The organism is Thalassospira sp. MCCC 1A02491 (assembly GCF_001613785.1).
In the GTDB taxonomy this organism is placed as follows: domain Bacteria; phylum Pseudomonadota; class Alphaproteobacteria; order Rhodospirillales; family Thalassospiraceae; genus Thalassospira; species Thalassospira povalilytica.
Map to the genome: position 1 here is coordinate 341,472 of NZ_LPVX01000029.1, position 20,932 is coordinate 362,403.

The 20,932-nt window shown below is 53.5% G+C and carries 20 protein-coding genes and 1 tRNA gene; 10 read left to right on the forward strand and 11 right to left on the reverse strand.

Annotated elements, in window-relative coordinates:
• Window positions 1-9: 9 nt before the first annotated feature.
• Together AUQ42_RS11325 and AUQ42_RS11330 are read right to left on the reverse strand one after the other, a co-directional pair.
• Window positions 10-774 carry a DeoR/GlpR family DNA-binding transcription regulator gene (locus AUQ42_RS11325; RefSeq protein WP_068519181.1) on the reverse strand — a complete coding sequence of 255 codons (765 nt, stop codon included), beginning with the start codon at window positions 772-774 and terminating at the stop codon, window positions 10-12.
• A 138-nt stretch (window positions 775-912) separates the two neighbouring features.
• Window positions 913-1,827 (reverse strand): LysR family transcriptional regulator, encoded by a 915-nt coding sequence (locus tag AUQ42_RS11330; protein WP_068519182.1) that lies wholly within the window; start codon window positions 1,825-1,827, stop codon window positions 913-915.
• 252 nt (window positions 1,828-2,079) lie between these two features.
• Here AUQ42_RS11330 and AUQ42_RS11335 point away from each other — a divergent pair, with 252 nt between their 5' ends.
• The 6 genes from AUQ42_RS11335 (at window position 2,080) to AUQ42_RS11360 (ending at window position 8,290) form a co-directional block, all read left to right on the forward strand.
• Entirely contained in the window at window positions 2,080-3,288 is a 1,209-nt protein-coding gene (locus AUQ42_RS11335) for an ABC transporter substrate-binding protein (RefSeq protein ID WP_068519183.1), read from the forward strand.
• A gap of 64 nt (window positions 3,289-3,352) precedes the next feature.
• Window positions 3,353-4,096 carry an ABC transporter ATP-binding protein gene (locus tag AUQ42_RS11340; protein WP_323133589.1) on the forward strand — a complete coding sequence of 248 codons (744 nt, stop codon included), beginning with the start codon at window positions 3,353-3,355 and terminating at the stop codon, window positions 4,094-4,096.
• Window positions 4,089-4,796 carry an ABC transporter ATP-binding protein gene (locus AUQ42_RS11345; protein WP_068519185.1) on the forward strand — a complete coding sequence of 236 codons (708 nt, stop codon included), beginning with the start codon at window positions 4,089-4,091 and terminating at the stop codon, window positions 4,794-4,796. The genes AUQ42_RS11340 and AUQ42_RS11345 overlap by 8 nt, the downstream gene beginning before the upstream one ends.
• A gap of 7 nt (window positions 4,797-4,803) precedes the next feature.
• Window positions 4,804-5,688: a branched-chain amino acid ABC transporter permease gene (locus AUQ42_RS11350; RefSeq protein ID WP_206927787.1), complete on the forward strand. Its 885-nt coding sequence runs from the start codon at window positions 4,804-4,806 to the stop codon at window positions 5,686-5,688.
• Window positions 5,689-5,704: 16 nt separating this feature from the next.
• Window positions 5,705-6,676 carry a branched-chain amino acid ABC transporter permease gene (locus AUQ42_RS11355; RefSeq protein WP_231856748.1) on the forward strand — a complete coding sequence of 324 codons (972 nt, stop codon included), beginning with the start codon at window positions 5,705-5,707 and terminating at the stop codon, window positions 6,674-6,676.
• A gap of 12 nt (window positions 6,677-6,688) precedes the next feature.
• Window positions 6,689-8,290, forward strand: a complete 1,602-nt coding sequence (locus AUQ42_RS11360; protein WP_068519188.1) for a GMC family oxidoreductase — start codon at window positions 6,689-6,691, stop codon at window positions 8,288-8,290.
• 54 nt (window positions 8,291-8,344) lie between these two features.
• On the opposite strand, the gene deoA is transcribed toward AUQ42_RS11360, so the two are convergent.
• The 7 genes from deoA to AUQ42_RS11395 all read right to left on the reverse strand — a co-directional run bounded on the left by deoA (window position 8,345) and on the right by AUQ42_RS11395 (window position 15,813).
• On the reverse strand, window positions 8,345-9,685 hold the full coding sequence (deoA, locus tag AUQ42_RS11365; protein WP_068519189.1) for a thymidine phosphorylase: 1,341 nt from the start codon (window positions 9,683-9,685) through the stop codon (window positions 8,345-8,347).
• A gap of 60 nt (window positions 9,686-9,745) precedes the next feature.
• Window positions 9,746-10,552, reverse strand: a complete 807-nt coding sequence (locus AUQ42_RS11370) for a purine-nucleoside phosphorylase (RefSeq protein ID WP_068519190.1) — start codon at window positions 10,550-10,552, stop codon at window positions 9,746-9,748.
• Entirely contained in the window at window positions 10,549-10,962 is a 414-nt protein-coding gene (locus AUQ42_RS11375; protein ID WP_101246130.1) for a cytidine deaminase, read from the reverse strand. The genes AUQ42_RS11370 and AUQ42_RS11375 overlap by 4 nt, the downstream gene beginning before the upstream one ends.
• Before the next feature lie 143 nt (window positions 10,963-11,105).
• A complete protein-coding gene (locus tag AUQ42_RS11380; protein ID WP_068519191.1) occupies window positions 11,106-12,077 on the reverse strand; it encodes an ABC transporter permease in 972 nt (323 codons plus the stop codon).
• A complete protein-coding gene (locus tag AUQ42_RS11385) occupies window positions 12,077-13,195 on the reverse strand; it encodes an ABC transporter permease (RefSeq protein WP_068519192.1) in 1,119 nt (372 codons plus the stop codon). The genes AUQ42_RS11380 and AUQ42_RS11385 overlap by 1 nt, the downstream gene beginning before the upstream one ends.
• Window positions 13,192-14,766: an ABC transporter ATP-binding protein gene (locus tag AUQ42_RS11390; RefSeq protein WP_197460837.1), complete on the reverse strand. Its 1,575-nt coding sequence runs from the start codon at window positions 14,764-14,766 to the stop codon at window positions 13,192-13,194. The genes AUQ42_RS11385 and AUQ42_RS11390 overlap by 4 nt, the downstream gene beginning before the upstream one ends.
• 51 nt (window positions 14,767-14,817) lie before the next feature.
• The gene (locus tag AUQ42_RS11395) at window positions 14,818-15,813 is read right to left on the reverse strand and encodes a BMP family protein (RefSeq protein WP_068519222.1); all 996 of its coding nucleotides are present in this window, start codon (window positions 15,811-15,813) and stop codon (window positions 14,818-14,820) included.
• Window positions 15,814-16,430: 617 nt separating this feature from the next.
• On the opposite strand from AUQ42_RS11395, the gene AUQ42_RS11400 reads away from it, so the two are divergent.
• From AUQ42_RS11400 to AUQ42_RS11410, 3 genes are all read left to right on the forward strand, one after another.
• Window positions 16,431-18,026, forward strand: a complete 1,596-nt coding sequence (locus AUQ42_RS11400; protein WP_068519194.1) for a bifunctional UDP-sugar hydrolase/5'-nucleotidase — start codon at window positions 16,431-16,433, stop codon at window positions 18,024-18,026.
• Window positions 18,027-18,171: 145 nt separating this feature from the next.
• Window positions 18,172-19,122 (forward strand): carbohydrate kinase family protein, encoded by a 951-nt coding sequence (locus AUQ42_RS11405; protein WP_231856746.1) that lies wholly within the window; start codon window positions 18,172-18,174, stop codon window positions 19,120-19,122.
• Window positions 19,123-19,229: 107 nt separating this feature from the next.
• A complete protein-coding gene (locus AUQ42_RS11410) occupies window positions 19,230-19,472 on the forward strand; it encodes an Lrp/AsnC ligand binding domain-containing protein (RefSeq protein WP_033069566.1) in 243 nt (80 codons plus the stop codon).
• An 82-nt stretch (window positions 19,473-19,554) separates the two neighbouring features.
• Here AUQ42_RS11410 and AUQ42_RS11415 read toward each other — a convergent pair whose 3' ends face one another.
• On the reverse strand, window positions 19,555-20,034 hold the full coding sequence (locus AUQ42_RS11415) for a hypothetical protein (protein ID WP_197460834.1): 480 nt from the start codon (window positions 20,032-20,034) through the stop codon (window positions 19,555-19,557).
• A 150-nt stretch (window positions 20,035-20,184) separates the two neighbouring features.
• Window positions 20,185-20,277: transfer RNA gene (locus AUQ42_RS11420), tRNA-Ser, on the reverse strand.
• A 282-nt stretch (window positions 20,278-20,559) separates the two neighbouring features.
• Between AUQ42_RS11420 and AUQ42_RS11425 the strand changes: the two genes are divergently transcribed.
• Window positions 20,560-20,781 (forward strand): hypothetical protein, encoded by a 222-nt coding sequence (locus AUQ42_RS11425; protein ID WP_068519195.1) that lies wholly within the window; start codon window positions 20,560-20,562, stop codon window positions 20,779-20,781.
• Window positions 20,782-20,932 lie beyond the last annotated feature (151 nt).

Genomic DNA, 20,932 nt, shown 5'->3' on the forward strand with positions numbered 1-20,932 from the left:
GGTTGTTGATCAGTTTGCGGTATAGACCGACACATCGGCTTCACGGATCACATCCGACCAGATTGGCCCGGGATGACGATCGGTAAACAGGGCATCAATTTCGGACAGGTGCCCCAGACGCACCATGGCGCGCCGCCCGAATTTCGAGGCATCGGTACACAGGAATGTCTGACGCGCATTGGAAATGATCGCGCGGGCAACCCGCACTTCCCGATAATCGAAATCCATCAAACTGCCGTCTTCATCGACACCAGAAATGCCGATAATGGCGTAATCGACCTTGAACTGGTTGATGAAGTCTATCGTTGCCTCACCGATCACGCCAAAGTCACGCTGGCGCACAACACCGCCGGCAATGATTACCTCAAACCCCTGATTGGCGGCGCAAATTTCCGCGACATGCAGATTGTTGGTGATGATTTTAAGGCTTTTGTGACCCGAAAGTGCATGGGCCACTTCCTCGTTGGTGGTGCCGATATTGATAAAGAGCGATGCACCTTCGGGAATATGTTCGGCAACCAGTTTCGCAATTTCGCGTTTGCTGCCAAGGTTGAGAACCTGACGGTCCTGATAGGCCGTATTCTCGGTCGTGGACACGCTTGCCGCGCCACCGTGATAACGCGCAATCAGCCCCTCTTCGGCCATCTCGTTGATGTCTCGACGGATGGTTTGCGGGGTTACGGAAAAATGTTCGGCAAGGGAATCAATCGTCATAAAGCTGTTGGACGCCACAAGTTCGAGTATCTCACGACGCCGCCGATCCAGTTTTCCCATGCCGTTCTCTCCTGATATTTTCTGATTTTCATATTGGCGGGCAAATTTTCGTTACCGATCAAAATGCGGTGAATTTTCCTGTCTTGCAAGCGCAGTTGTGCAAATTCAGTCGCAATTTTTCAAGTCCAGGGCAATCGGTTACACAAATTGGCTGGGGAAACCCGCAAACCAGTCATTCGATGTTGCTGTTTCAGCCCGAATAAAATCGATGAGTGGTCGAATACGCGCCGCGTCAATGACGTCATTGTGACACACCAGAAAATAGTCCCGATGGATTGGAATGCTGTGGGGCATCACCGCAACAAGATCATCAAACATGTTGCCCATATAATATGGCAGGACACATAACCCGTACCCCGCACGACATGCCTTGGCCTGCGCAAACACGCTTGACGTCTGATAGGACGGCCGCAATCCGGGGACGATCTCACCCAAATAGTTCAGTTCGGGTGTAAAGATCATGTCTTCGATATAGCCAATAAAAGGATGCTTCGCCAAATCCGATCTTCGTTCGATTTTGCCGTGCTGTTTCAGGTAATCCTTGGATGCATAGATATAGAGTATATAGCTGCAGATCTTTTCAAAATAGTATGCCCCCGCCTTTGGCGTATTAAGCGAAATCGAAATGTCCGCTTCGCGCCGGGACAGAGAAACAATTTGCTGAATATTGACCATTTCAATGGTCAGGTTCGGATGTTGCGACGCGAAGTGCGGAAGCCTGTCTGCGATGAAGAAACTCCCGAATCCTTCCGGAACACTTAGCCGGATTACCCCGCTTAGCGGTATTGTACCCTCGCCGACGACACCAAGCATCTTGTCGGCTTCAATCGACATCGCCCGGGCCGGTTCCATCAGCTTTTCCCCCATGAAAGTCAGGGTATAGCCCGTTCCGCTTCGTTGAAACAATTTGGCGCCGATGCCTTCTTCAAGGCGATCAATGCGCCGGGCAACCGTTACGTGGCTGGTGCGCAATCGGCGCGCCGCCGCAGACAGCTTGCCCTCTTGTGCAACTGCGAGAAAATACTGCAAATCATCCCAGGAGAATTGACGCATCCACCAACCTGTTCATTTTTGTACAATCATTGTCCAAAATTATATATTTGAAGGTGTTTTGGTCAATGTTATCGTAATTCAAAGTTCTGAATAACCAAATCAAACTAACAAAAAACACCAATAATTCAGATACTTGACTGACACATTTCACTTGCGCCCACCCATAACAAAAATGTGCAGTCAAACAACGTCCTACAGTCCGTTGTCTCATTCTTGACGACGGATACTTCATTCCATCAGGGAGGAATCTAGATGAAGAAGTTCACGATTGCATCGGTTGCAATTATGGCAGCAGCCGCTGCACTGCCCGCCCATGCCGAGATTTCAGATGACGTCGTCAAAATCGGCATTCTCAATGATCAGTCGGGCGTCTATGCCGACTTCGGCGGTGTCTGGTCATTCGAAGCAGCCAAAATGGCCGTTGAAGATTTCGGCGGCACCGTTCAGGGAAAGCCGGTTGAAGTCATTACAGCTGACCATCAGAACAAGCCTGATGTTGCGGCCAACATTGCACGTCAATGGTATGATCAGGACCAAGTTGATGCCATCATGGAATTGACGACGTCTTCGGTCGCACTTGCCGTGCAAGGCATTTCAAAAGAAAAGAAAAAGATCGATATCGTTACCGGTGCTGCAACAACGGCACTGACAGGCGAACAATGTTCCCCATACGGTTTCCACTGGGCATATGACACGCACGCACTTGCTGTTGGCACCGGCGGCGCACTGGTCAATAACGGTGGAGACAGCTGGTTCTTTCTTACTGCTGATTACGCGTTTGGCTATTCACTCGAAGAACAGACCGGTAACTTTGTAAAAGAAAGCGGCGGTACCGTATCGGGTTCAGTCCGTCATCCTCTTGGAACGAACGACTATTCTTCCTTCCTGCTTCAGGCACAGGCATCCGGGGCAAAAGTTATTGGCCTTGCCAATGCTGGTCTTGATACCGCCAACGCGATCAAGCAGGCATCGGAATTCGGTATCGTACAGAGCGGCCAGCGACTGGCTGCCTTGCTCTTTACGCTTGCAGAAGTCCATGGTCTGGGCGCCAAGGCATCCCAGGGGCTGACCCTGACCGAGGGTTTCTATTGGGATCGTAATGACGAAACCCGCGAATTTGGCAAACGCTTCTTTGACCGCACGGGTCGTATGCCAAACATGATTCAGGCTGGCACCTATTCGGCAGTTCTTCAGTATCTCAAGGCCATTGATAAAACCGGCACTGACGAAACCGAAGCTGTCGCCAAGGCCCTGCATGAAATGCCGGTCAATGACGTTTTTGCCAACAATGGCAAGGTCGGCGCCAACGGCCGCATGATTTACGACATGTATCTCATGGAAGTAAAATCGCCAGACCAAATGACGGGTGACTGGGACTACTACAACATCCTTGATACCGTTCCTGGCAACAAGGCCTTCATCGATCCGGCCGAAAGCGGTTGCAGCCTGGCATCGAAATAAGACCATGACGGCAACCGAATTTCACACGAAACCCGGTAGCCAGCAAAACGAGACAAAGTCACGAGTGGTTCTTTCCGCTCGTGACCTTCGTCGCGATTTTGGCGGCTTTACTGCGGTCAACAACGTCAATATCGACGTTCATCACGCCAAAGTGCATGCGCTGATTGGACCAAATGGCGCAGGCAAAACCACCGTATTCAATCTTCTGACAAAATTCCTGCAGCCGACGAGCGGCAAGATCACCCTGCTTGGTCAGGACATTACCAAGACCGCGCCTGCGCGCGTCGCGCGCATGGGATTGGTGCGATCTTTCCAGATTTCGGCAATTTTCCCTCATTTGACGGTACTGGAAAATATACGCGTCGCCCTTCAACGCCCGGGTAATTTGTCAACGCAGTTCTGGCTGCCTTTGTCCAAACTCGATGTTCTAAATGATCGGGCGATGGAACTTCTGACCTCGGTCGGTTTGCAAAATCAGTGCAACAGTCTTGCCGCGGACCTGTCCTATGGACGCAAGCGTGTGCTTGAAATCGCGACCACGCTGGCACTTGATCCGAAGGTTCTCCTTCTTGACGAACCAATGGCCGGTATGGGCGGCGAAGATGTCGGAATGGTCGCAGAACTCATAAGAGAAGTTGCAAAAACGCGGGCCGTCCTGATGGTCGAGCATAACCTGAATGTTGTGTCTGACCTGTGTGACCACATCACCGTCCTGCAACGCGGTGAAATTCTGGCAGAGGGCGACTACGCCACCGTAAGCAATGACGAGCAAGTCAAGATCGCCTACATGGGGACGGACCATGACTGATAAAACTCTTCTCTCCGTTCGGGATCTCAATGCCTGGTACGATGAAAGTCACATCCTGCATGGTGTAAATCTGGAAGTCCGCGAAGGCGAAACCGTCACGATACTGGGGCGCAACGGTATGGGTAAGACAACCACCCTGCGTTCAATCGTCGGCATTCTGCGCAAACGTACCGGCACCATCAGCTTTGACGGTACCGACCTTATGAACCGCCCTCTTCATCATACTGCACGGGTGGGTATTGGCTTTGTCCCGGAAGAACGGGGAATTTTCTCGACTCTAAGTGTCGAGGAAAATCTTATGCTGCCCCCTGTCGTTTCGAATACCGGAATGACGGTGGAGGAAATCTATCAGCTTTTCCCGAACCTTAAGGAAAGACGTAACAGTCAGGGAACCAAGCTTTCCGGTGGTGAACAACAGATGCTTGCCATGGCACGCATGCTGCGTACCGGCGTCAAGATGCTTCTGCTTGATGAACCGACCGAAGGTCTCGCACCGGTAATCGTTCAACGCATCGGAGAAGTGCTGCAAACCCTAAAAGCACGTGGCATGACCATCTTGCTCGTTGAACAGAACTTCCGTTTTGCAAGCAAGATTGCCGACCGCTTCTACGTTATGGATCACGGGAAAGTGACAGACGGTTTTGATTTGGCGGAACTGCCCGCGAAAATGGAAACCCTGCACGAAGTTCTGGGAGTATGACGCCGTGATTATGATTTTTGGTATTCCAATTCAGGCGTTTCTCGGTCAGCTTCTGATCGGCCTGATCAATGGTTCGTTCTATGCCATGCTCAGTCTGGGGCTGGCGATTATTTTTGGCCTTTTGCGTGTCATCAATTTCGCGCATGGCGCCCAATACATGATGGGCGCTTTCGCAGGTTTTCTTCTGCTGTCATGGGTCGGCGTCAATTACTGGTTTGCCCTTTTGCTGGCGCCGGTGATTGTTGGCTTGACCGGGATCGTCATTGAACGGTTTGCTTTGCGCCGTCTCTACAACCTGGATCATTTGTACGGTCTGCTGTTTACGTTTGGTCTTGCGCTGGTGATAGAAGGCAGCTTCCGCTATTTCTATGGAACATCCGGCCAACCCTACGAGACACCCGAATTGCTGTCGGGCGGGGTCAATCTTGGCTTCATGTATTTGCCGATTTACCGCGGTTGGGTCGTTGTTGCTTCGCTGATCGTTTGTATCGGTACCTGGCTGTTGATCGAGAAGACAAAGCTTGGTTCTTATCTGCGTGCCGCAACCGAAAATCCGACGCTTGTGCAATCTTTCGGCATCAATGTCCCGTTCCTGCTGACGCTGACCTACGGGCTTGGCGCCGGGCTGGCGGCACTTGCAGGCATCATGGCGGCACCGATCTATCAGGTCAGCCCGCTGATGGGCTCAAACCTTATTATTGTGGTTTTTGCCATCGTTGTTGTCGGCGGCATGGGATCGATTATGGGGGCGATTGTTACGGGTTATATGCTCGGCATTCTGGAAGGCCTGACCAAAGTATTCTATCCGGAAGCCTCCAACATCGTGATCTTTGTGATCATGGCCATTGTACTGTTGATCCGGCCTGCGGGTCTGTTTGGTCGGGATGCTTGATATGACTGAAATTAGTATGACCTCCGAAACACGCAATCAGACTGCAAACCGCGTCCAGATTGCGCTTATCATCGCACTGCTGATCGCGCTGATATTTGCGCCCTTCGTGTTGTATCCGGTTTTCCTGATGAAGGTGTTGTGCTTTGCACTGTTTGCCAGCGCCTTTAACCTTCTGCTGGGCTTTACGGGGCTTCTTTCCTTTGGCCATGCCGCCTTCTTTGGTGGTGCCGCCTATTTCACCGCCCATGCTGTCAAGGAATGGGGATTTTCACCGGAGGCCGGAATTCTGCTTGGTGTGGCCGGTGCCGCTGTCATGGGTCTGGTGATCGGATTCTTCGCAATTCGCCGCCAAGGTATCTATTTCGCCATGATCACCCTGGCATTGTCGCAAATGTTCTTCTTCTTCTGCCTTCAGGCTGAATTCACCAAAGGTGAAGACGGGCTTCAAGGGGTTCCGCGCGGACATCTGCTTGGCTTCATCGATCTTAACGAGCCCCTGAACATGTATTTCTTTGTTCTTGGCGTCTTCGTTCTTGGTGTTTTTGCCGTCTGGCGGATCGTTCATTCCCCGTTTGGCATGATACTTCGTTCCATTCGGGAAAATGAAAATCGTGCAATTTCGCTTGGTTATTCGGTCAATCTTTACAAACTGGGTGCCTTTGTAATGTCTGCTGCACTTGCCGGTCTGGCTGGTGGTCTTAAGGCATTGGTTTTCCAGTTTGCCACCTTGACCGATGTTGCCTGGCAGATGTCGGGTGAAGTGATCCTTATGACATTGCTGGGTGGAATTGGTACCATATTTGGCCCGATTTTTGGCGCGGCCTTTGTGGTCACGGTCCAAAACTACCTCTCGACGACTGGCTTCCCGGTCACCGTTCTGACCGGCCTTATTTTCATCGTCTGCGTATTATTGTTCCGTCGCGGGATTGTCGGCGAATTTAATGCGTCAAACCTGGCTGTAAAGCTGGGCCTGAAATCCCCCAAATAGAGTATCAGGCGCATGGAGCAAAAATTCGACTACATCATTATCGGTGCAGGATCGGCCGGGTGCACATTGGCAAACCGTCTTTCGGAGATGGCTGATGCAAACATCCTGTTGCTTGAAGCTGGCGGCAAGGATCGCAATCCCTGGATTCACATCCCGGTCGGTTACCTTTACTGCATTGGCAATCCGAACGTGGACTGGTGCTTCAACACCGTCCGCGAACCGGGGCTGAATGGCCGATCACTTGGCTATCCGCGTGGCAAGGTTCTGGGCGGCTGTTCATCGATCAATGGCATGATCTATATGCGCGGTCAGGCCAATGATTATGACCAGTGGCGCCAATCGGGTTGTTCAAATTGGGGCTGGGACGATGTGCTGCCCTTTTTCAAGAAATCCGAAGATTATTACCGTGGCGCGGACGAATTGCACGGCGAAGGCGGCGAATGGCGGGTCGAACAGGCCCGCGTACGCTGGGAAATCCTCGAAGCCTTTCAGGATGCCGCCGAACAGGCTGGCATTCCCAAGGTTCCCGACTTCAATCGTGGTACCAACGAAGGATCATCCTATTTCGATGTGAACCAGAAACGCGGTATTCGCTGGAACACATCAAAGGCGTTTTTGCGCCCTGCCCTTGATCGTAAAAATCTTGAAGTCCGCACCAACGCCCATGTCCGTCGGCTGATCATTGCTGATGGACGTGTCACCGGTGTTGAATATGAACGCGGCGGCAACATCGAAACGGTCTATGCCAATCGCGAAACCGTTCTGTCTGCCGGCTCTGTCGGATCCCCGCAAATTCTTGAACTTTCCGGGATCGGGCGTGGTGACATTCTTCAGCAATATGGCATTGAACAGGCTGTCGACAGCCCGCAGGTCGGTGAAAACCTTCAGGATCACCTGCAACTGCGCTGTGCATTCAAGGTAAGCGGCATTCGAACCCTGAATGAAAAGGCCAGCAGCCTGTTTGGCAAGGCAAGCATCGCGCTGGAATATCTGTTCAATCAGTCCGGCCCGATGTCGATGGCGCCAAGCCAGCTGGGCATTTTTACCCGGTCTGACGCCTCGTTTGAAACGCCCAATTTGCAATATCATGTGCAGCCGCTGTCGCTTGAGAAATTCGGCGAACCGGTTCACCCGTTCCCGGCCTTTACTGCCAGTGTCTGCAATCTTCGCCCGCAAAGCCGGGGCAGCATCCATATCACCAGCCCGGATCACACCGAGCAACCTGCCATTGCGCCAAATTACCTGTCCGCGGATGCCGATAAAAAGGTTGCCGCAGATTCCATCCGTCTGACGCGCAAAATTGCAAGCCAGCCGGCACTGTCACCCTATGCCCCCGAAGAATTCAAACCCGGCCCCGCCTATGATAGCGAAGAAGACCTGATACGTGCGGCCGGTGATATCGGAACGACCATTTTCCATCCGGTGGGTACATGTCGGATGGGGGCGGATCCGGCATCGGTTGTTGATCCGGAATTGCGACTGCGCGGTCTTGACGGTTTGCGCATTGCCGATGCGTCAATCATGCCGACCATTGTGTCAGGCAACACAAATTCGCCAACCATCATGATCGCGGAAAAGGCCGCCGCCATGATCAAGGCATCTGCAACACAATAAAAAAAGCCGGGGTAATCCCCGGCTTTCCTTTTTCACAGATCATGCGCTGATGTTTTAGCCCTTAAGGCTGGCCACAATGCGTTCGCGCACCGCGGGTTCCGACCCGGTCGGGGCAACGTCACCATCGCCAATCACGATGGCTTCACGCAGCAATGCGGTCGCCTCGTCCAGTTGCGCCTGATCACGGGTATGCGCGACACACAGGGGCGTTTCTGCTGAAACCGGCTGGCCGACCTTGATGAAATCGGTAAAGCCGACGGCGAAATCAATCTTCTGATCGGCACGCGTCCGCCCGCCCTTAAGCGCGACAAGTGCCAGGCCAACCTTGCGGGCATCCATCGCCAAAACACGACCGGTCTTGGCCGCGGTGACGGCATTGGTCATCGGGGCCGCTTCAAGATAGTTGGCATGTTTTTCGACAAAGTCGTTCGGACCGCCCAGGCTGGCAACCATTTTGCCAAAGACCTCGGCCGCCTTGCCGCTTTCAAGCGCGTCTGTCGCCTGACGCAGACCTTCGGACACATCGGTGGCAACACCACTGACCGCCAGCATTTCGGCCGCCAGCGCCATGGTCACATCATAGACACGCTGTTCCTGATGCTTGCCGGTCAGGAAATCGATCGCCTCAACCATTTCAAGAGCATTGCCGACCGTATCGCCCAATACCTGTTCCATATCAGTCAACAGGGCGACTGTCGGAACGCCATTGCGGGTGGCGACTTCGGTGATGCTTTGTGCCAGTTCACGCGCGCGATCATATTCATTCATGAACGCACCCGACCCGAACTTCACATCCATCACCAGGGAATCAAGCCCGGCGGCCAGTTTCTTTGACAGGATGGATGCCGTAATCAGCGGAATGCTTTCGACCGTCGCCGTTACGTCGCGGATGCCATAAAAACGTTTATCGGCCGGTGCAAGATCCGACGTCTGACCAATGATCGCACACCCGACGTCACGGGTAACTTTGGCGAATTCTTCAAGGGTCGGCGTCGTGCGGTATCCGGGGATGGAATCAAATTTATCAAGTGTCCCGCCCGTGTGGCCAAGTCCACGTCCCGAAATCATCGGAACAAATGCACCACATGCCCCGACAATCGGTCCCAGCATCAGGCTGACCTTGTCACCGACCCCACCGGTCGAATGTTTGTCAACCACCGGCCCGTCAAGTCCGAGCGCCTTCCAGTCAAGGACGGTGCCACTGTCACGCATGTTGCGGGTAAGTGCGGCACGTTCGTCCATGGTCATGCCATTGAAAAACACAGCCATGGCAAGGGCGGCAACCTGTCCCTCGCTAATGCTGTCATCGGTGATGCCTTTGACGAAAAAGGCAATTTCTGCGTCTGTAAGAACTTCGCCTTCGCGTTTGCGGCGAATAATTTCCTGCGGCAGCATCTGCTGTCTCCTGCGCGCTTGTCGTTACTGTCTCAGACCGTTTTCCGGTCTTGGCCGCGTTTAGGCAGCACCTGAAAAATATTGAAGCAAGATCTTGATAAGATTGGCAGATCCTGTTTTGGACATTTCAAGTGTCTGCTCGTGGCTCAGCGGTGTTGCGCTCATGCCCGCGGCAAGGTTTGTGATATTTGAAATTGCCGCAACCTTGAAGCCAAGGCGACGCGCAAGAATGTTTTCCGGAACGGTCGACATCCCGACCGCATCCGCCCCAAGGGTCTTGAGCGCGCGGATTTCAGCCGGGGTTTCAAAGCTTGGCCCCGTGCACCAGCAATAGGTCCCTTCAAACAGCTTGATCCCCAGTTTGGCCGCCGTGTCATGAAGACCCGAACCGATTTCCGGATCATAAGGCACATCCATGCCGACAAAGCGGTCATTCCCGTGATAGCCAATCAGCGGGTTCGGCCCAAACAGGCTGATATGATCGGTAATCAGCATCAGACTTCCCGGAACGGCTTCGGGCAGCAACGATCCGGCGGCATTGGTCAGAATAAGGCGCTCTGCCCCCAGTTCCCGCATGGTTTCAAGCGGTTCTGCCATCAAATCGGAACGACCATGTTCGTAATAATGCGCCCGTCCCTGCATCACCGCGACCGAAACACCACCAATCCGGCCAAGCACCAGCGTCCCGCCATGTCCGACAACGGTCGGGCGCGGAAAACCGGGCAAATCTTCATAGGAAATGCGGATTGCTTCGCTGACGGCATCAACAACCCCGCCAAGACCACTTCCAAGTACCAATGCCACCTCGGCCTTGAAGCCGGGTGCCTTTGCGGCGATCACGTCCAATGCAGCTTTTACGTTGCTCATTTGAGGTTCTCCGGACCAAAGGAATGTGGAATCAGTTCTTCACGCGACAAGGTCAACAGCGTTTCACCGGCATCATTGATGATAAAGATCGTCGCATCAGAACCGGTAAATTCGCGAATTTTCTGACGGCAGCCACCACAAGGTGTGCAGGCAACATCACCAAGACCAACAACCACGATCTCGTCGAATTTGGTTTCGCCAGCCAAGACCATTGCCGAAATCGCCCCGGCTTCGGCACAGACGCCTTCGGGATAGGCTGCATTTTCAACATTGCAGCCGGCAATGACTTTTCCCTCGGCTGTACGCAATGCGGCACCGACATGAAATTTTGAATAAGGCGCATAGGCCTTGTCGCGCGCCGCCAATGCAGCGTCAATCAGATCGCGCGGTGCCTTTTTCATCTCGCCCATTTACGTAATCCTGTTTGAAATTCCACACCGCCCCGAACGGGACAGCATCGGTTGACATGTAGTCATGATTAATATTCTTGCAGCGGAAATCGCAAGAAAGTCCGGTCCGGACGCCTATGTTGCGCAACCGGACCGGATCAGACTTAGCGTTCCTTCACATACGGACGGCCAAGCGCCTTGGGCGGAATGGCCCGTCCGATAAAGCCGGCCAGCAAAATCACCGTCAGCACATAGGGCAACGCCTGCACAAGCTGAACCGGGACTTCGCCAATCACCGGAAGAACAACACCCTGCAACCGGGTTGCTGCCGCATCAAGGAAACCAAACAGCAAACAGGCCGCAAGTGCCGGGAACGGCCGCCACTTGCCAAACACCATGGCAGCAAGCGCGATATAGCCTTTGCCTGCTGTCATGTCCTGAAGGAATGATGCCCCCTGCGCGGTCGAAAGATACGCCCCCGACATGCCGACAAGCACACCGCTGCAAATCACTGCACGATAGCGCATGGCCACCACGCCGATACCTGCTGTATCTACCGCACCCGGATTTTCCCCGACCGCCCGCAGACGCAGACCAAATCGCGTGCGATACATCACCCACCATGCTGCCGGCACGGCAAGAAACGCGATATAGACCAGAATGTTATGCCCGCTCAGAAGTTCGAAATAGATCGGACCGATGATCGGAACATCCTTGACAGCCTCGGCACCGGGCAAGGTGATCGGCTGAAAACGGGCTGCTTTGTCAAGTGCCGGCGTTTTGCCGCCTTGTGCAAACAGGGCAATCCCGACCAATGCCGTCAAACCCGACATCAGGATATTGATCGCCATGCCTGATACGACCTGGTTGCCCTTATGGGTGATACAGGCAAATCCATGAAGCAATGACAACCCGATCGTGGTCGCAATGGCGGCCAGAAGACCAATCCACGGATCATCCATGTAAAAGGCCACAGCCGCCGCCGAGAACGCCCCGCCAAGCATCATGCCTTCAAGGGCCAGATTGATGGTGCCCGAACGTTCGGAAAACATGCCGGCAAGTGCCGCAAGGATAAGGGGTGTTGATGTACGAAGCGTCGCATCAAGCAACAGAATGACGAGTTCGAAATTTTCCATCACACGGCCTCCTGGGCGTCACGGCGTAAGCGCCACGCGGTGTACATCTTGGTCACGCGCGGACGGAACATATGTTCCATCGCCCCGGTAAACAGGATCACCAGGCCCTGAATAACCACCACCATGTCATTGGAAATGGTTGGAATTTCAAACGAAAGCTCTGCCCCGCCCTGATACAGCATGCCAAACAGCAACGCGGCCAGGAAAATACCGAACGGATGGTTGCGCCCCATCAGCGCCACAGCAATCCCGACAAAACCGTAACCGGCGGTAAAGTCGATCAGCAGACGGTGCTGAACCCCCATGATCTCGTTTAGCGCCATAAAGGATGCAAGTGCGCCTGAAATCATCATCGCAATAATGATAAACCGGCCCGGCTCAATCCCGGCATAGGTCGCAGCAACCGCATTGGCACCCACCGTTCTGATCGCATATCCCCACCGGGTATGCCAGATGAACAGCCAGACCATAACGCTGGCCAAAATCGCATAAACGAACGACAGGTTAAGCGGGCTTGACGCCATCTCGATGCCGAGCGCGCCTGCAATGTCATGGATGAAGGGCAAACGCAGATTTTCGGCGATCTGTTCGCTTTCCGGGGTCATTGATCCTTCGGGACGCAACACATTCACCAGCAAATACACCATCAGTGAAGATGCAATGAAGTTGAACATGATCGTGGTGATCACGATGTGCGATCCGCGGCGGGCCTGCAAATAGGCCGGGATATAAGCCCAGGCCGCACCAAAGATCATCGCTGCAAGCATTCCGACCACAAGCATGATCGGAAAAGGCAGGAAATCAAGATACAGGGCGGCAAGTGTCACCCCAAGACCACCGACATAGGCCTGGCCTTCGGCACCGATATTGAACAACCCGCAATGGAATGCGACCGCAAAGGCAAGCCCGGTAAAGATAAAGTTCGTGGTGTAATAAAGGGTGTAACCCCATGCTTCTTCATAGCCGAACGCGCCATAAAGCAGGATTTCCACCACTTCTGCCGGGTTCTCGCCAATCGCCAGAACCACAAGACCAGAAACAACAAGCGCCAACAAAAGGTTGAGGAGCGGCAATGCCCCCACATCAATCCAACGCGGCAACTGGACGGTCGTACTCATGACTGCCCCTCCACGGCTTTGGCTTCGCTCGGATCAACACCGGCCATCATAAGGCCAAGCACCCGTTCATTCGCATCAGAAGCAGCAACTTCGCCGATGATCGCGCCATCGCACATCACCAGAATACGGTCGGCAAGCGACATGATTTCGTCAAGCTCCACGGACACCAGCAGAACGGCTTTGCCCGCGTCCCGCATGGCGACAATTCGTTTATGGATGAATTCGATGGCCCCGATATCGACACCACGGGTCGGCTGCCCAACCAAAAGCAATTCCGGGTCGCGCATGATTTCACGCGCCAGAACAAGCTTCTGCTGGTTACCACCGGAAAAATTGGCAGCCTTGAGATCCGGATTATCCGGGCGCACGTCAAATTCCGACATCATCTTTGCGGTCGCATCGGAAATCGCATGCCAGTCAAGGAACACACCCTTCTGATAGGCCGGATCATCCTCATAGCCCAAAATGGCTGCTTCTTTGGCGGAAAACGCGGTTACCATTGCCATGCGATGGCGGTCTTCGGGCACATGTGCCACACCGCGACGGCGCAACTCGGCGGCATCAACACCCTTGCCCGGCGTGACATCCTGACCGTTAAGTTCAACAACGCCTTCGCTGGCCGCACGAATGCCGCCAAGTGCTTCAAGCAGCTCGCTCTGACCATTGCCGGAAACCCCGGCAATGCCGACGATTTCACCCGCACGAATGTCAAAGCTGGCATTCTTGACCTTGCGCACGCCCTGGGCATTGTCCACGCAAAGGTTTTCGACTTTAAGAACGGTATCTTTGGGCTGAGCCTGTTCTTTTTCCAGACGCAGCAACACCTTGCGACCGACCATTAATTCGGAAAGTTCTTCCGGACTGGTATCAGCAGTTTTGCGATGGGCAACCATCGCCCCCTGGCGCATGACGGAAACATTGTCCGTTGCAGCCATGATTTCACGCAGCTTGTGCGTAATCAGAACAACCGTCTTGCCCTGCTCTTTGAGGGTTTCAAGAATACGGAACAGATGATCTGCTTCTTGCGGTGTCAGAACCCCTGTCGGTTCGTCCAAAATCAGGATTTCGGCCCCGCGGAACAGGGCCTTGAGAATTTCGACACGCTGCTGAAGACCGACCGACAGATCGCCGACAATGGCGTCCGGGTCAATGTCGAGCGAATATTCACGCTCAAGACGTTGAAGTTCTTCGCGGGCACGGTCAACACCGTCGCGCAGAACTGCACCACCTTCAACACCGAGAATTACGTTTTCAAGAACCGAAAATGTCTCAACCAGCATGAAATGCTGGTGGACCATGCCAATCCCTGCGGCGATTGCGTCTTCGGAACCTTTGATATCGCACAATTTGCCGTCGACATGGATGGTTCCCGCATCGGCCTGATAAAAGCCGTACAGAATGCTCATCAGGGTCGATTTGCCTGCGCCATTCTCACCCACGATACCGTGGATCGTTCCTTTATCGACCTTAAGATCGATTTCCTTGTTCGCGTGTACCGCTCCGAACCGCTTGTCAATGCCACGCAGTTCAATAGCGGGTTGCACGGCACCGGTTTCCCCGGTGCCGTGCATTTGATGCATCGTATCCGACACTACAAATCCCCGGTTTGCTTCAAGACTGCCTTATTGCGGGCAGGCGCTGTCGCTCATGTAGTCATGAACTTCAAGGCTGCCGGAAGTGATTGCTTCCTTCGCCTTGGCAACGGCATCTTTCATTTCAGCGGTAATGAGCTTCTCGTTGTTTTCATCAAGAGCCCAGTCAACACCACCTTCGGCCAGACCCAGAATGGTCAGACCCGGCTGCCAGTTGTCACCGGCCGCAGCAGCGAATGCTTCGTAAACAGCAACGTCAACGCGCTTGAGCATCGATGTCAGAACCGAACCCGGATGCAGGGCATTCTGGTTGGAGTCAACGCCAATACCCAGTTTACCGGCATCAGCAGCCGCCTGAAGAACACCAACGCCCGTACCACCAGCAGCGTGGTAAACAACATCAGCGCCACGGTCAAACTGCGACTTGGCCAGTTCGCCACCCTTTACCGGGTCGTTCCAGGCCGCACCGGTGGTGCCGGTCATGTTCTGGAAAACTTCTGCGCTCGGATCGGCGTATTTGACGCCCTGAACATAACCGCAGGCAAATTTGCGGATCAGCGGAATGTCCATACCGCCAACAAAGCCGACCTTGTGGGTTTCAGATGCCATTGCGGCAAGAACACCAACCAGGAACGAACCTTCATGTTCCTTGAATACGACGGACTGAACGTTCGGAAGATCGACAACCATGTCAACGATGGTGAACTTGGTGTCCGGGAATTCTTTGGCAACTTTTTCAAGCGCGGATGCCTGCGAGAAACCAATAGCAACGATCGGGTTCATGCCGCGACGTGCAAAGTTCCGCATTGCCTGTTCGCGCTGGGAATCGTTCTGGATTTCGAAGTCACGATACTCGGTACCGGTGTCTTCTTTGTATTTTTCTGCGCCGTTATATGCGCCCTGGTTAAACGAACGGTCAAAACGGCCACCCAGGTCATAGACCACTGCCGGTTTGATTTCTGCAGCCGAAGCGACGCCCGCATAGCAGGCGACAGCCGCGACCACCGAGGTCAGAAGCTTTTTCATTCCGATGCCCTTCATTGCTTGAATTCTGATTATTCTTCCCGCCGGTGCCCTTAACCGGGGGAACTCCCTCATCGAAAACACATGATCACACCATATCGGGACGACTACGGTCCCTCAACCTTAGCTGTCCGCATGTTTATGGTGCGAACGCGTATGGTAACTACAAAATATAGTGCCCTGTAAATAGCAGACCATGCAAGGGAAAGACAAAAGCTGTCCAGCCGGTCAAAATTCGACGGAACCAAATCAACCCCTCAATCCGGTTTCTGCGGGGTTTCCCTTAGTTTTATGATCCAACCGCCAATTCGTCTGGCGAATTTCTGCGCGATATATTTTCTTGCCAGTCTTAATAATCCCGACTGTGAATTTTTTGCAAAATCGCCTTCCCCTACCCGATTTGCGGTCCGCCCGATTCTACAAAACGGTGATATTTGGGGCCATTCACATTGCGCGATGATCAAACTTTCACAGCGCCGTAATCAACCGGGCATACCGTCCCTATGAATTTGGTGCTACCATCCCGTGTTGGGGAACGCTTTACTCCCGATATCTTTGATCTGTCGTAGCACCCTTTCCCGTGAGGGACAGGAAAGGTGCCTATTTGCTGGAGAATAGTAATGAAATACAAGATTGCAGGGTTGCTGTCGGCCTGCACCATGCTGACCCTTGGTGCAGGAAGCGCATTGGCGGATTACGACTTGCGCATTCTTCACACCAACGACGTCCATGATCGCGTTGAATCGGTAACCAAATACAACAATACCTGTAAGGCCGAAGACGATGCCGAAGGCAAATGCTTTGGCGGATATGCCCGTCTTGCCACGGCCATCCGCGATGCCAAGGCCCAGGGCGGCAATGTGCTGGCCCTTGATGGCGGCGACCAGTTTCAGGGATCACTTTACTATTCGACCTACAAAGGCAAACTGACCGCACAACTGATGGAAATGGCCGGCTATGACGCCATGACCATCGGCAACCACGAATTTGATGACGGCCCCGAAGTTCTCGAAGCCTTCATCAAAGCCAGCAAAATTCCGGTGCTGTCGGCCAACGTCCACCCGACCGCGGCATCCAGCCTCAAAGATGAAATCGCACCCGATACCATTGTCGAACTTGGCGGCGAAAAAATCGGCCTGATCGGCATCACGACCGAAGAAACACCGGATATCTCAAGCCCGGGTGACAAGGTCGCCATCACCGATTCCGAAATGGCCCTGCGCTATTCCGTTGCGCGCCTGCGCCTTAAAGGTGTCAATAAAATCATCGTCATGAGCCATTCGGGATCCTACAAGGATTTTGAACTCGCACGCGCTGTCAGTGGCATTGACGTCATTGTTGGCGGTCACGACAACCAGCTGTTTTCAAACACCGATGAAAAGGCCAACTACCCCTACCCGGTTGTTGAAACCGCACCGGACGGCAAACCTGTTCTGGTCGTGCAGGCCTATGCCTATAGCCGCTATCTTGGCGAGTTGAATGTAACCTTTGACGATAACGGTGTTGCGACCGCCTGGTCCGGCAACCCGATCGCCCTTGATGCCAGCGTCAAGCCCGCTGAAGACGTTCTGGCAGTCATTGCCGAGGCCAGCCAGAAGGTCGATGCCGTTCGCAACATCGAAGTCGGCAGCTTTACCACGGCTGCGGACGGGTCGCGTGAAACATGCCGCCATATGGAATGTTCAATGGGGTCCCTTGTGGCGGACGCCATGCTTTGGAAGGCCGGTGACGGTTATCAGATCGCCATTCAGAATGGGGGCGGTATCCGCGCCAGCATCGATGAAGGCACTGTCACCATGGGCGAAGTGCTGACCGTTTTGCCGTTCCAGAATGCGCTGGCAACATTCAAGCTGTCGGGCAAGGACGTTGTTGCATCCCTTGAACACGGCGTTTCCAAAGTTGACGAGGATAAAGGCCAGTTCCCGCAGGTGGCCGGTCTTAAATTTGATCTCGACCTGTCGCAGCCAGTCGGGTCACGTGTTTCAAATGTCATGGTCGCCGAAGGCGACACCTTCGTTCCGATTGACATGAACAAGACATACGGCGTTGTTTCCAATGACTTCATGCGCAATGGCGGCGATGGTTATGCCCTGTTCCGTGACAATGCCACCGATGTTTATGACTTCGGCCCGAACCTTGAACAGGCTGTTGCCGACTATATCGGGATGAATTCGCCAATGACCCCGATGGCCAAAGACCGCATCATCATGAAGTAATCCGCTTCATCTGATCGGGAATACACATCGTCAAAGCAAAGGGCGGCCGACACGGGTCGCCCTTTTTGTTTCTCTTGCCTTGGCAACCTGTCGCAGCTTATGACAGTCAGCAATCGTGACATGCCCACACAAAGAGCGACATAACGTGATCACTCCGACTGCCAATATCCTTTGCTTTGGCGCGGCTCATTTTGACCGTACCCTGCAATGTACCGGCCACTATATTCCGGCTGCGTCGAACCCGGTTCGCACCCTGCATCGCAAGCCCGGTGGCGTTGCCCGCAACATCGCCGTTCATTTGCGATTGCTTGGCAACAATGTTGCGATGCTTGGCGCGGTTGGTGATGACGGTGATGGTGAACAGGTTATCGCAGCCCTTGCCGATCTTGGCATCGATACGCGACGGATGATCAAGCTCGAAGGCAAGCATACAGCGGGCTACACCGCGGTTCTCGATGAAACCGGTGAACTCGCGATGGGCATGATGGATGCCGAGGTGTATGACCTTCTGACGATTGACCGTCTGGCCCCGCATCTTTCGAATTTTCAGGCATGGCCATGGTGGTTGATTGATGCCAACCTGCCTGCGCAAACCATTGCCTGGCTGGCTGAAAACAAGGGCACGGCAAAGATGTGTGCTGCCACTGTTTCCCCAAGCAAGGCGGTGCGCTTCAAGGATGTGCTGGGCAAGCTTGATCTGTTGATTACCAACCGCGCCGAAGCACAAATTCTGACCGGCATTGAAATCAACGACAAAAGCCAGGCCAAAACCGCCATTGAACTTTTGCGGGGCAAAGGTGTCCCCGATGTTATTATCACCCTTGGCGCGACCGGCGTTGTTTCCTCAACCGGACTTGAAACGTCTTTCTGGTCGCCGCTTCCGACCCGGGTGCGTGATGTGAATGGTGCGGGTGACGCCTTCTATTCCGGTTTTCTGGCATCCTATGCCAAACCGGGCAACAGCTTTGACGCCGCGATTGCGTCGGGTCTTGCCATGGCAAGCCTGACTGCGGAAACCGACGGCACGACGGTCTGGAACCTGACACAGGACGCGGTTTCAAGCCGGGCTGCGCAGGCACGCAAAACATCTCTTTAGGGGCTGTCCGTTTTGGGGATGCCCGTGTGATCGCTGCTAGGTGATTGCAAGGTCGGTCCAAGCCGGGTAGCTTGTCTGAAATTCAAATTCAAACTGGAGCCGTTCCGATGCATCCGTTCTTCATTTTCGTAAAATGTGAACTTGGCAAAGCCTATGACGTGGCCGCAGACCTTGTGGAAGAAGTCGAAGGTGTGTCGGAAGTCTATTCGATCTCCGGCCCGTTTGAACTTCTGGTCAAGGTCTATGTCGAAGACGAACAGGATATCGGGCGCTATGTGAATGAGCAGATCCACAAGCTGCCCAACATCAAGGACACCCAGACCATCATTACCTTCAATGCCTTCACCTGATTGATCTGATCCCGGATCAACAAGGCTAAAACGACATGCGCGGCGATATTATTCGCCGCGTTTTTTTTTCTGATTTGACGACCTACCGGTTACGTGCCACGTCGCGGATAATATCAAGAATAAGGTTGGTTCCCCGCTCAATCAGAACCACGTCATCACCGATAATCTGGCGGACTGCGCCATCCGTGCGATTTGGCAATTTTGATGCAAGGTTCGCTGGCAAATCACGCTTTGCAATGCCCGGCGGCAAGGTACCGCCGCGCTCAAGCTTCATCGCAATACCTGGCGGAAGACCCTTGTTGCCTTTTCCTTTATCACCTTTGCCACCTTTGGAACCAGTGTTGCGATCGCTGTCATCGCCGGTTGCGATATCAAGCACTTCGCGAATGATTTGACGTTCTGCGTCCGAGAAAACGCCGCCACTCTGTGCGATTTCGACAAGTTCATGCAGATGCAGACCGGCTGCCGTGTGTGATTGGGCCATCGAAACCGGCAAGAGGATCGCAGTCATTGCAAGCAATACAATCGTGGCAAATCCCGGAATATGGCGCTGTTCAGACATTTCACCCTCAATCACTGTGGCACTTCGTTTATCAAAAGATATTGATTGCGGACCCGATTACGAGATCCGCACAACAGAATAACGATTTTGATTGGGGTTTTCTGCCATCGGGAAAAAGAAAAAAGCACCCTTTTGGGGTGCTTTGATCAATGGCGGGCAAAGAGGGATTCGAACCCTCGATAGGGCTTGTCACCCTATACTCCCTTAGCAGGGGAGCGCCTTCAGCCACTCGGCCATTTGCCCTGTATGTCTTTGGTGTTCCCTGCGGAACGACGCCTTTCTTAAACACCGTCATGGCGCATGTCAATGCCCGAAACCGGCCTTGATGACGTTTTATTTTTAACAGGCCTTCCAAATAAAACCAGCAGCTTTTTGACCGCCCTGCCCATGAAATTTTCTGGTTGATGGGCAAAACTGTCTTCAAACCATCATAAAGCTGTCATCGGCTGGAAAAAAACAGCTGTCATAAAGCCTTGGTCGATTGGTCTTACATTGTCACCCGACACAAATGCTGGTTGGAGAAAGATGCGCACCATCTATCAAAGCACCGATGATTTCGGGCATACCCTCCGCGCCCTGAAATTGATCAAGGAAGGTCATAACGATCCGGTCTATATGGGCCTGGTCATTCAGGATCGCGAAGTGCTGTTCCGTACCCGTGAAAACAGCTCTCGCGAATTTGTTTTGCAGAAGATCAAGGAATTCGTTGCCGGCAACGCCGCATCGTTTGAATCACAACCGGCCTGATGGCCGGTTTTTTATTGGCCGGACAGCATCGTTGCATAACGTGATCCGGCGCGGAACGATTGAGTTTTTCAGTCGCGCCGGGGCGAAACTCCCCGTTTGCCCCGCAACTTCACCGCCGGTCCTCATGACCGGCGGTTCCTTTTTTCTTTTT

What these genes read in the sequence shown, in the direction of transcription:
- AUQ42_RS11325 (WP_068519181.1), bottom strand. Translation starts at nt 774, where the DNA reads ATGGGAAAACTGGATCGGCGGCGTCGTGAGATACTCGAACTTGTGGCG.
- AUQ42_RS11390 (WP_197460837.1), bottom strand. Translation starts at nt 14,766, where the DNA reads ATGCACGGCACCGGGGAAACCGGTGCCGTGCAACCCGCTATTGAACTG.
- AUQ42_RS11395 (WP_068519222.1), bottom strand. Translation starts at nt 15,813, where the DNA reads ATGAAAAAGCTTCTGACCTCGGTGGTCGCGGCTGTCGCCTGCTATGCG.
- AUQ42_RS11370 (WP_068519190.1), bottom strand. Translation starts at nt 10,552, where the DNA reads ATGAGCAACGTAAAAGCTGCATTGGACGTGATCGCCGCAAAGGCACCC.
- AUQ42_RS11385 (WP_068519192.1), bottom strand. Translation starts at nt 13,195, where the DNA reads ATGAGTACGACCGTCCAGTTGCCGCGTTGGATTGATGTGGGGGCATTG.
- AUQ42_RS11425 (WP_068519195.1), top strand. Translation starts at nt 20,560, where the DNA reads ATGCGCACCATCTATCAAAGCACCGATGATTTCGGGCATACCCTCCGC.
- AUQ42_RS11415 (WP_197460834.1), bottom strand. Translation starts at nt 20,034, where the DNA reads ATGTCTGAACAGCGCCATATTCCGGGATTTGCCACGATTGTATTGCTT.
- AUQ42_RS11345 (WP_068519185.1), top strand. Translation starts at nt 4,089, where the DNA reads ATGACTGATAAAACTCTTCTCTCCGTTCGGGATCTCAATGCCTGGTAC.
- deoA (WP_068519189.1), bottom strand. Translation starts at nt 9,685, where the DNA reads ATGCTGCCGCAGGAAATTATTCGCCGCAAACGCGAAGGCGAAGTTCTT.
- AUQ42_RS11380 (WP_068519191.1), bottom strand. Translation starts at nt 12,077, where the DNA reads ATGGAAAATTTCGAACTCGTCATTCTGTTGCTTGATGCGACGCTTCGT.
- AUQ42_RS11410 (WP_033069566.1), top strand. Translation starts at nt 19,230, where the DNA reads ATGCATCCGTTCTTCATTTTCGTAAAATGTGAACTTGGCAAAGCCTAT.
- AUQ42_RS11330 (WP_068519182.1), bottom strand. Translation starts at nt 1,827, where the DNA reads ATGCGTCAATTCTCCTGGGATGATTTGCAGTATTTTCTCGCAGTTGCA.
- AUQ42_RS11400 (WP_068519194.1), top strand. Translation starts at nt 16,431, where the DNA reads ATGAAATACAAGATTGCAGGGTTGCTGTCGGCCTGCACCATGCTGACC.
- AUQ42_RS11375 (WP_101246130.1), bottom strand. Translation starts at nt 10,962, where the DNA reads ATGGGCGAGATGAAAAAGGCACCGCGCGATCTGATTGACGCTGCATTG.
- AUQ42_RS11360 (WP_068519188.1), top strand. Translation starts at nt 6,689, where the DNA reads ATGGAGCAAAAATTCGACTACATCATTATCGGTGCAGGATCGGCCGGG.
- AUQ42_RS11335 (WP_068519183.1), top strand. Translation starts at nt 2,080, where the DNA reads ATGAAGAAGTTCACGATTGCATCGGTTGCAATTATGGCAGCAGCCGCT.
- AUQ42_RS11355 (WP_231856748.1), top strand. Translation starts at nt 5,705, where the DNA reads ATGACCTCCGAAACACGCAATCAGACTGCAAACCGCGTCCAGATTGCG.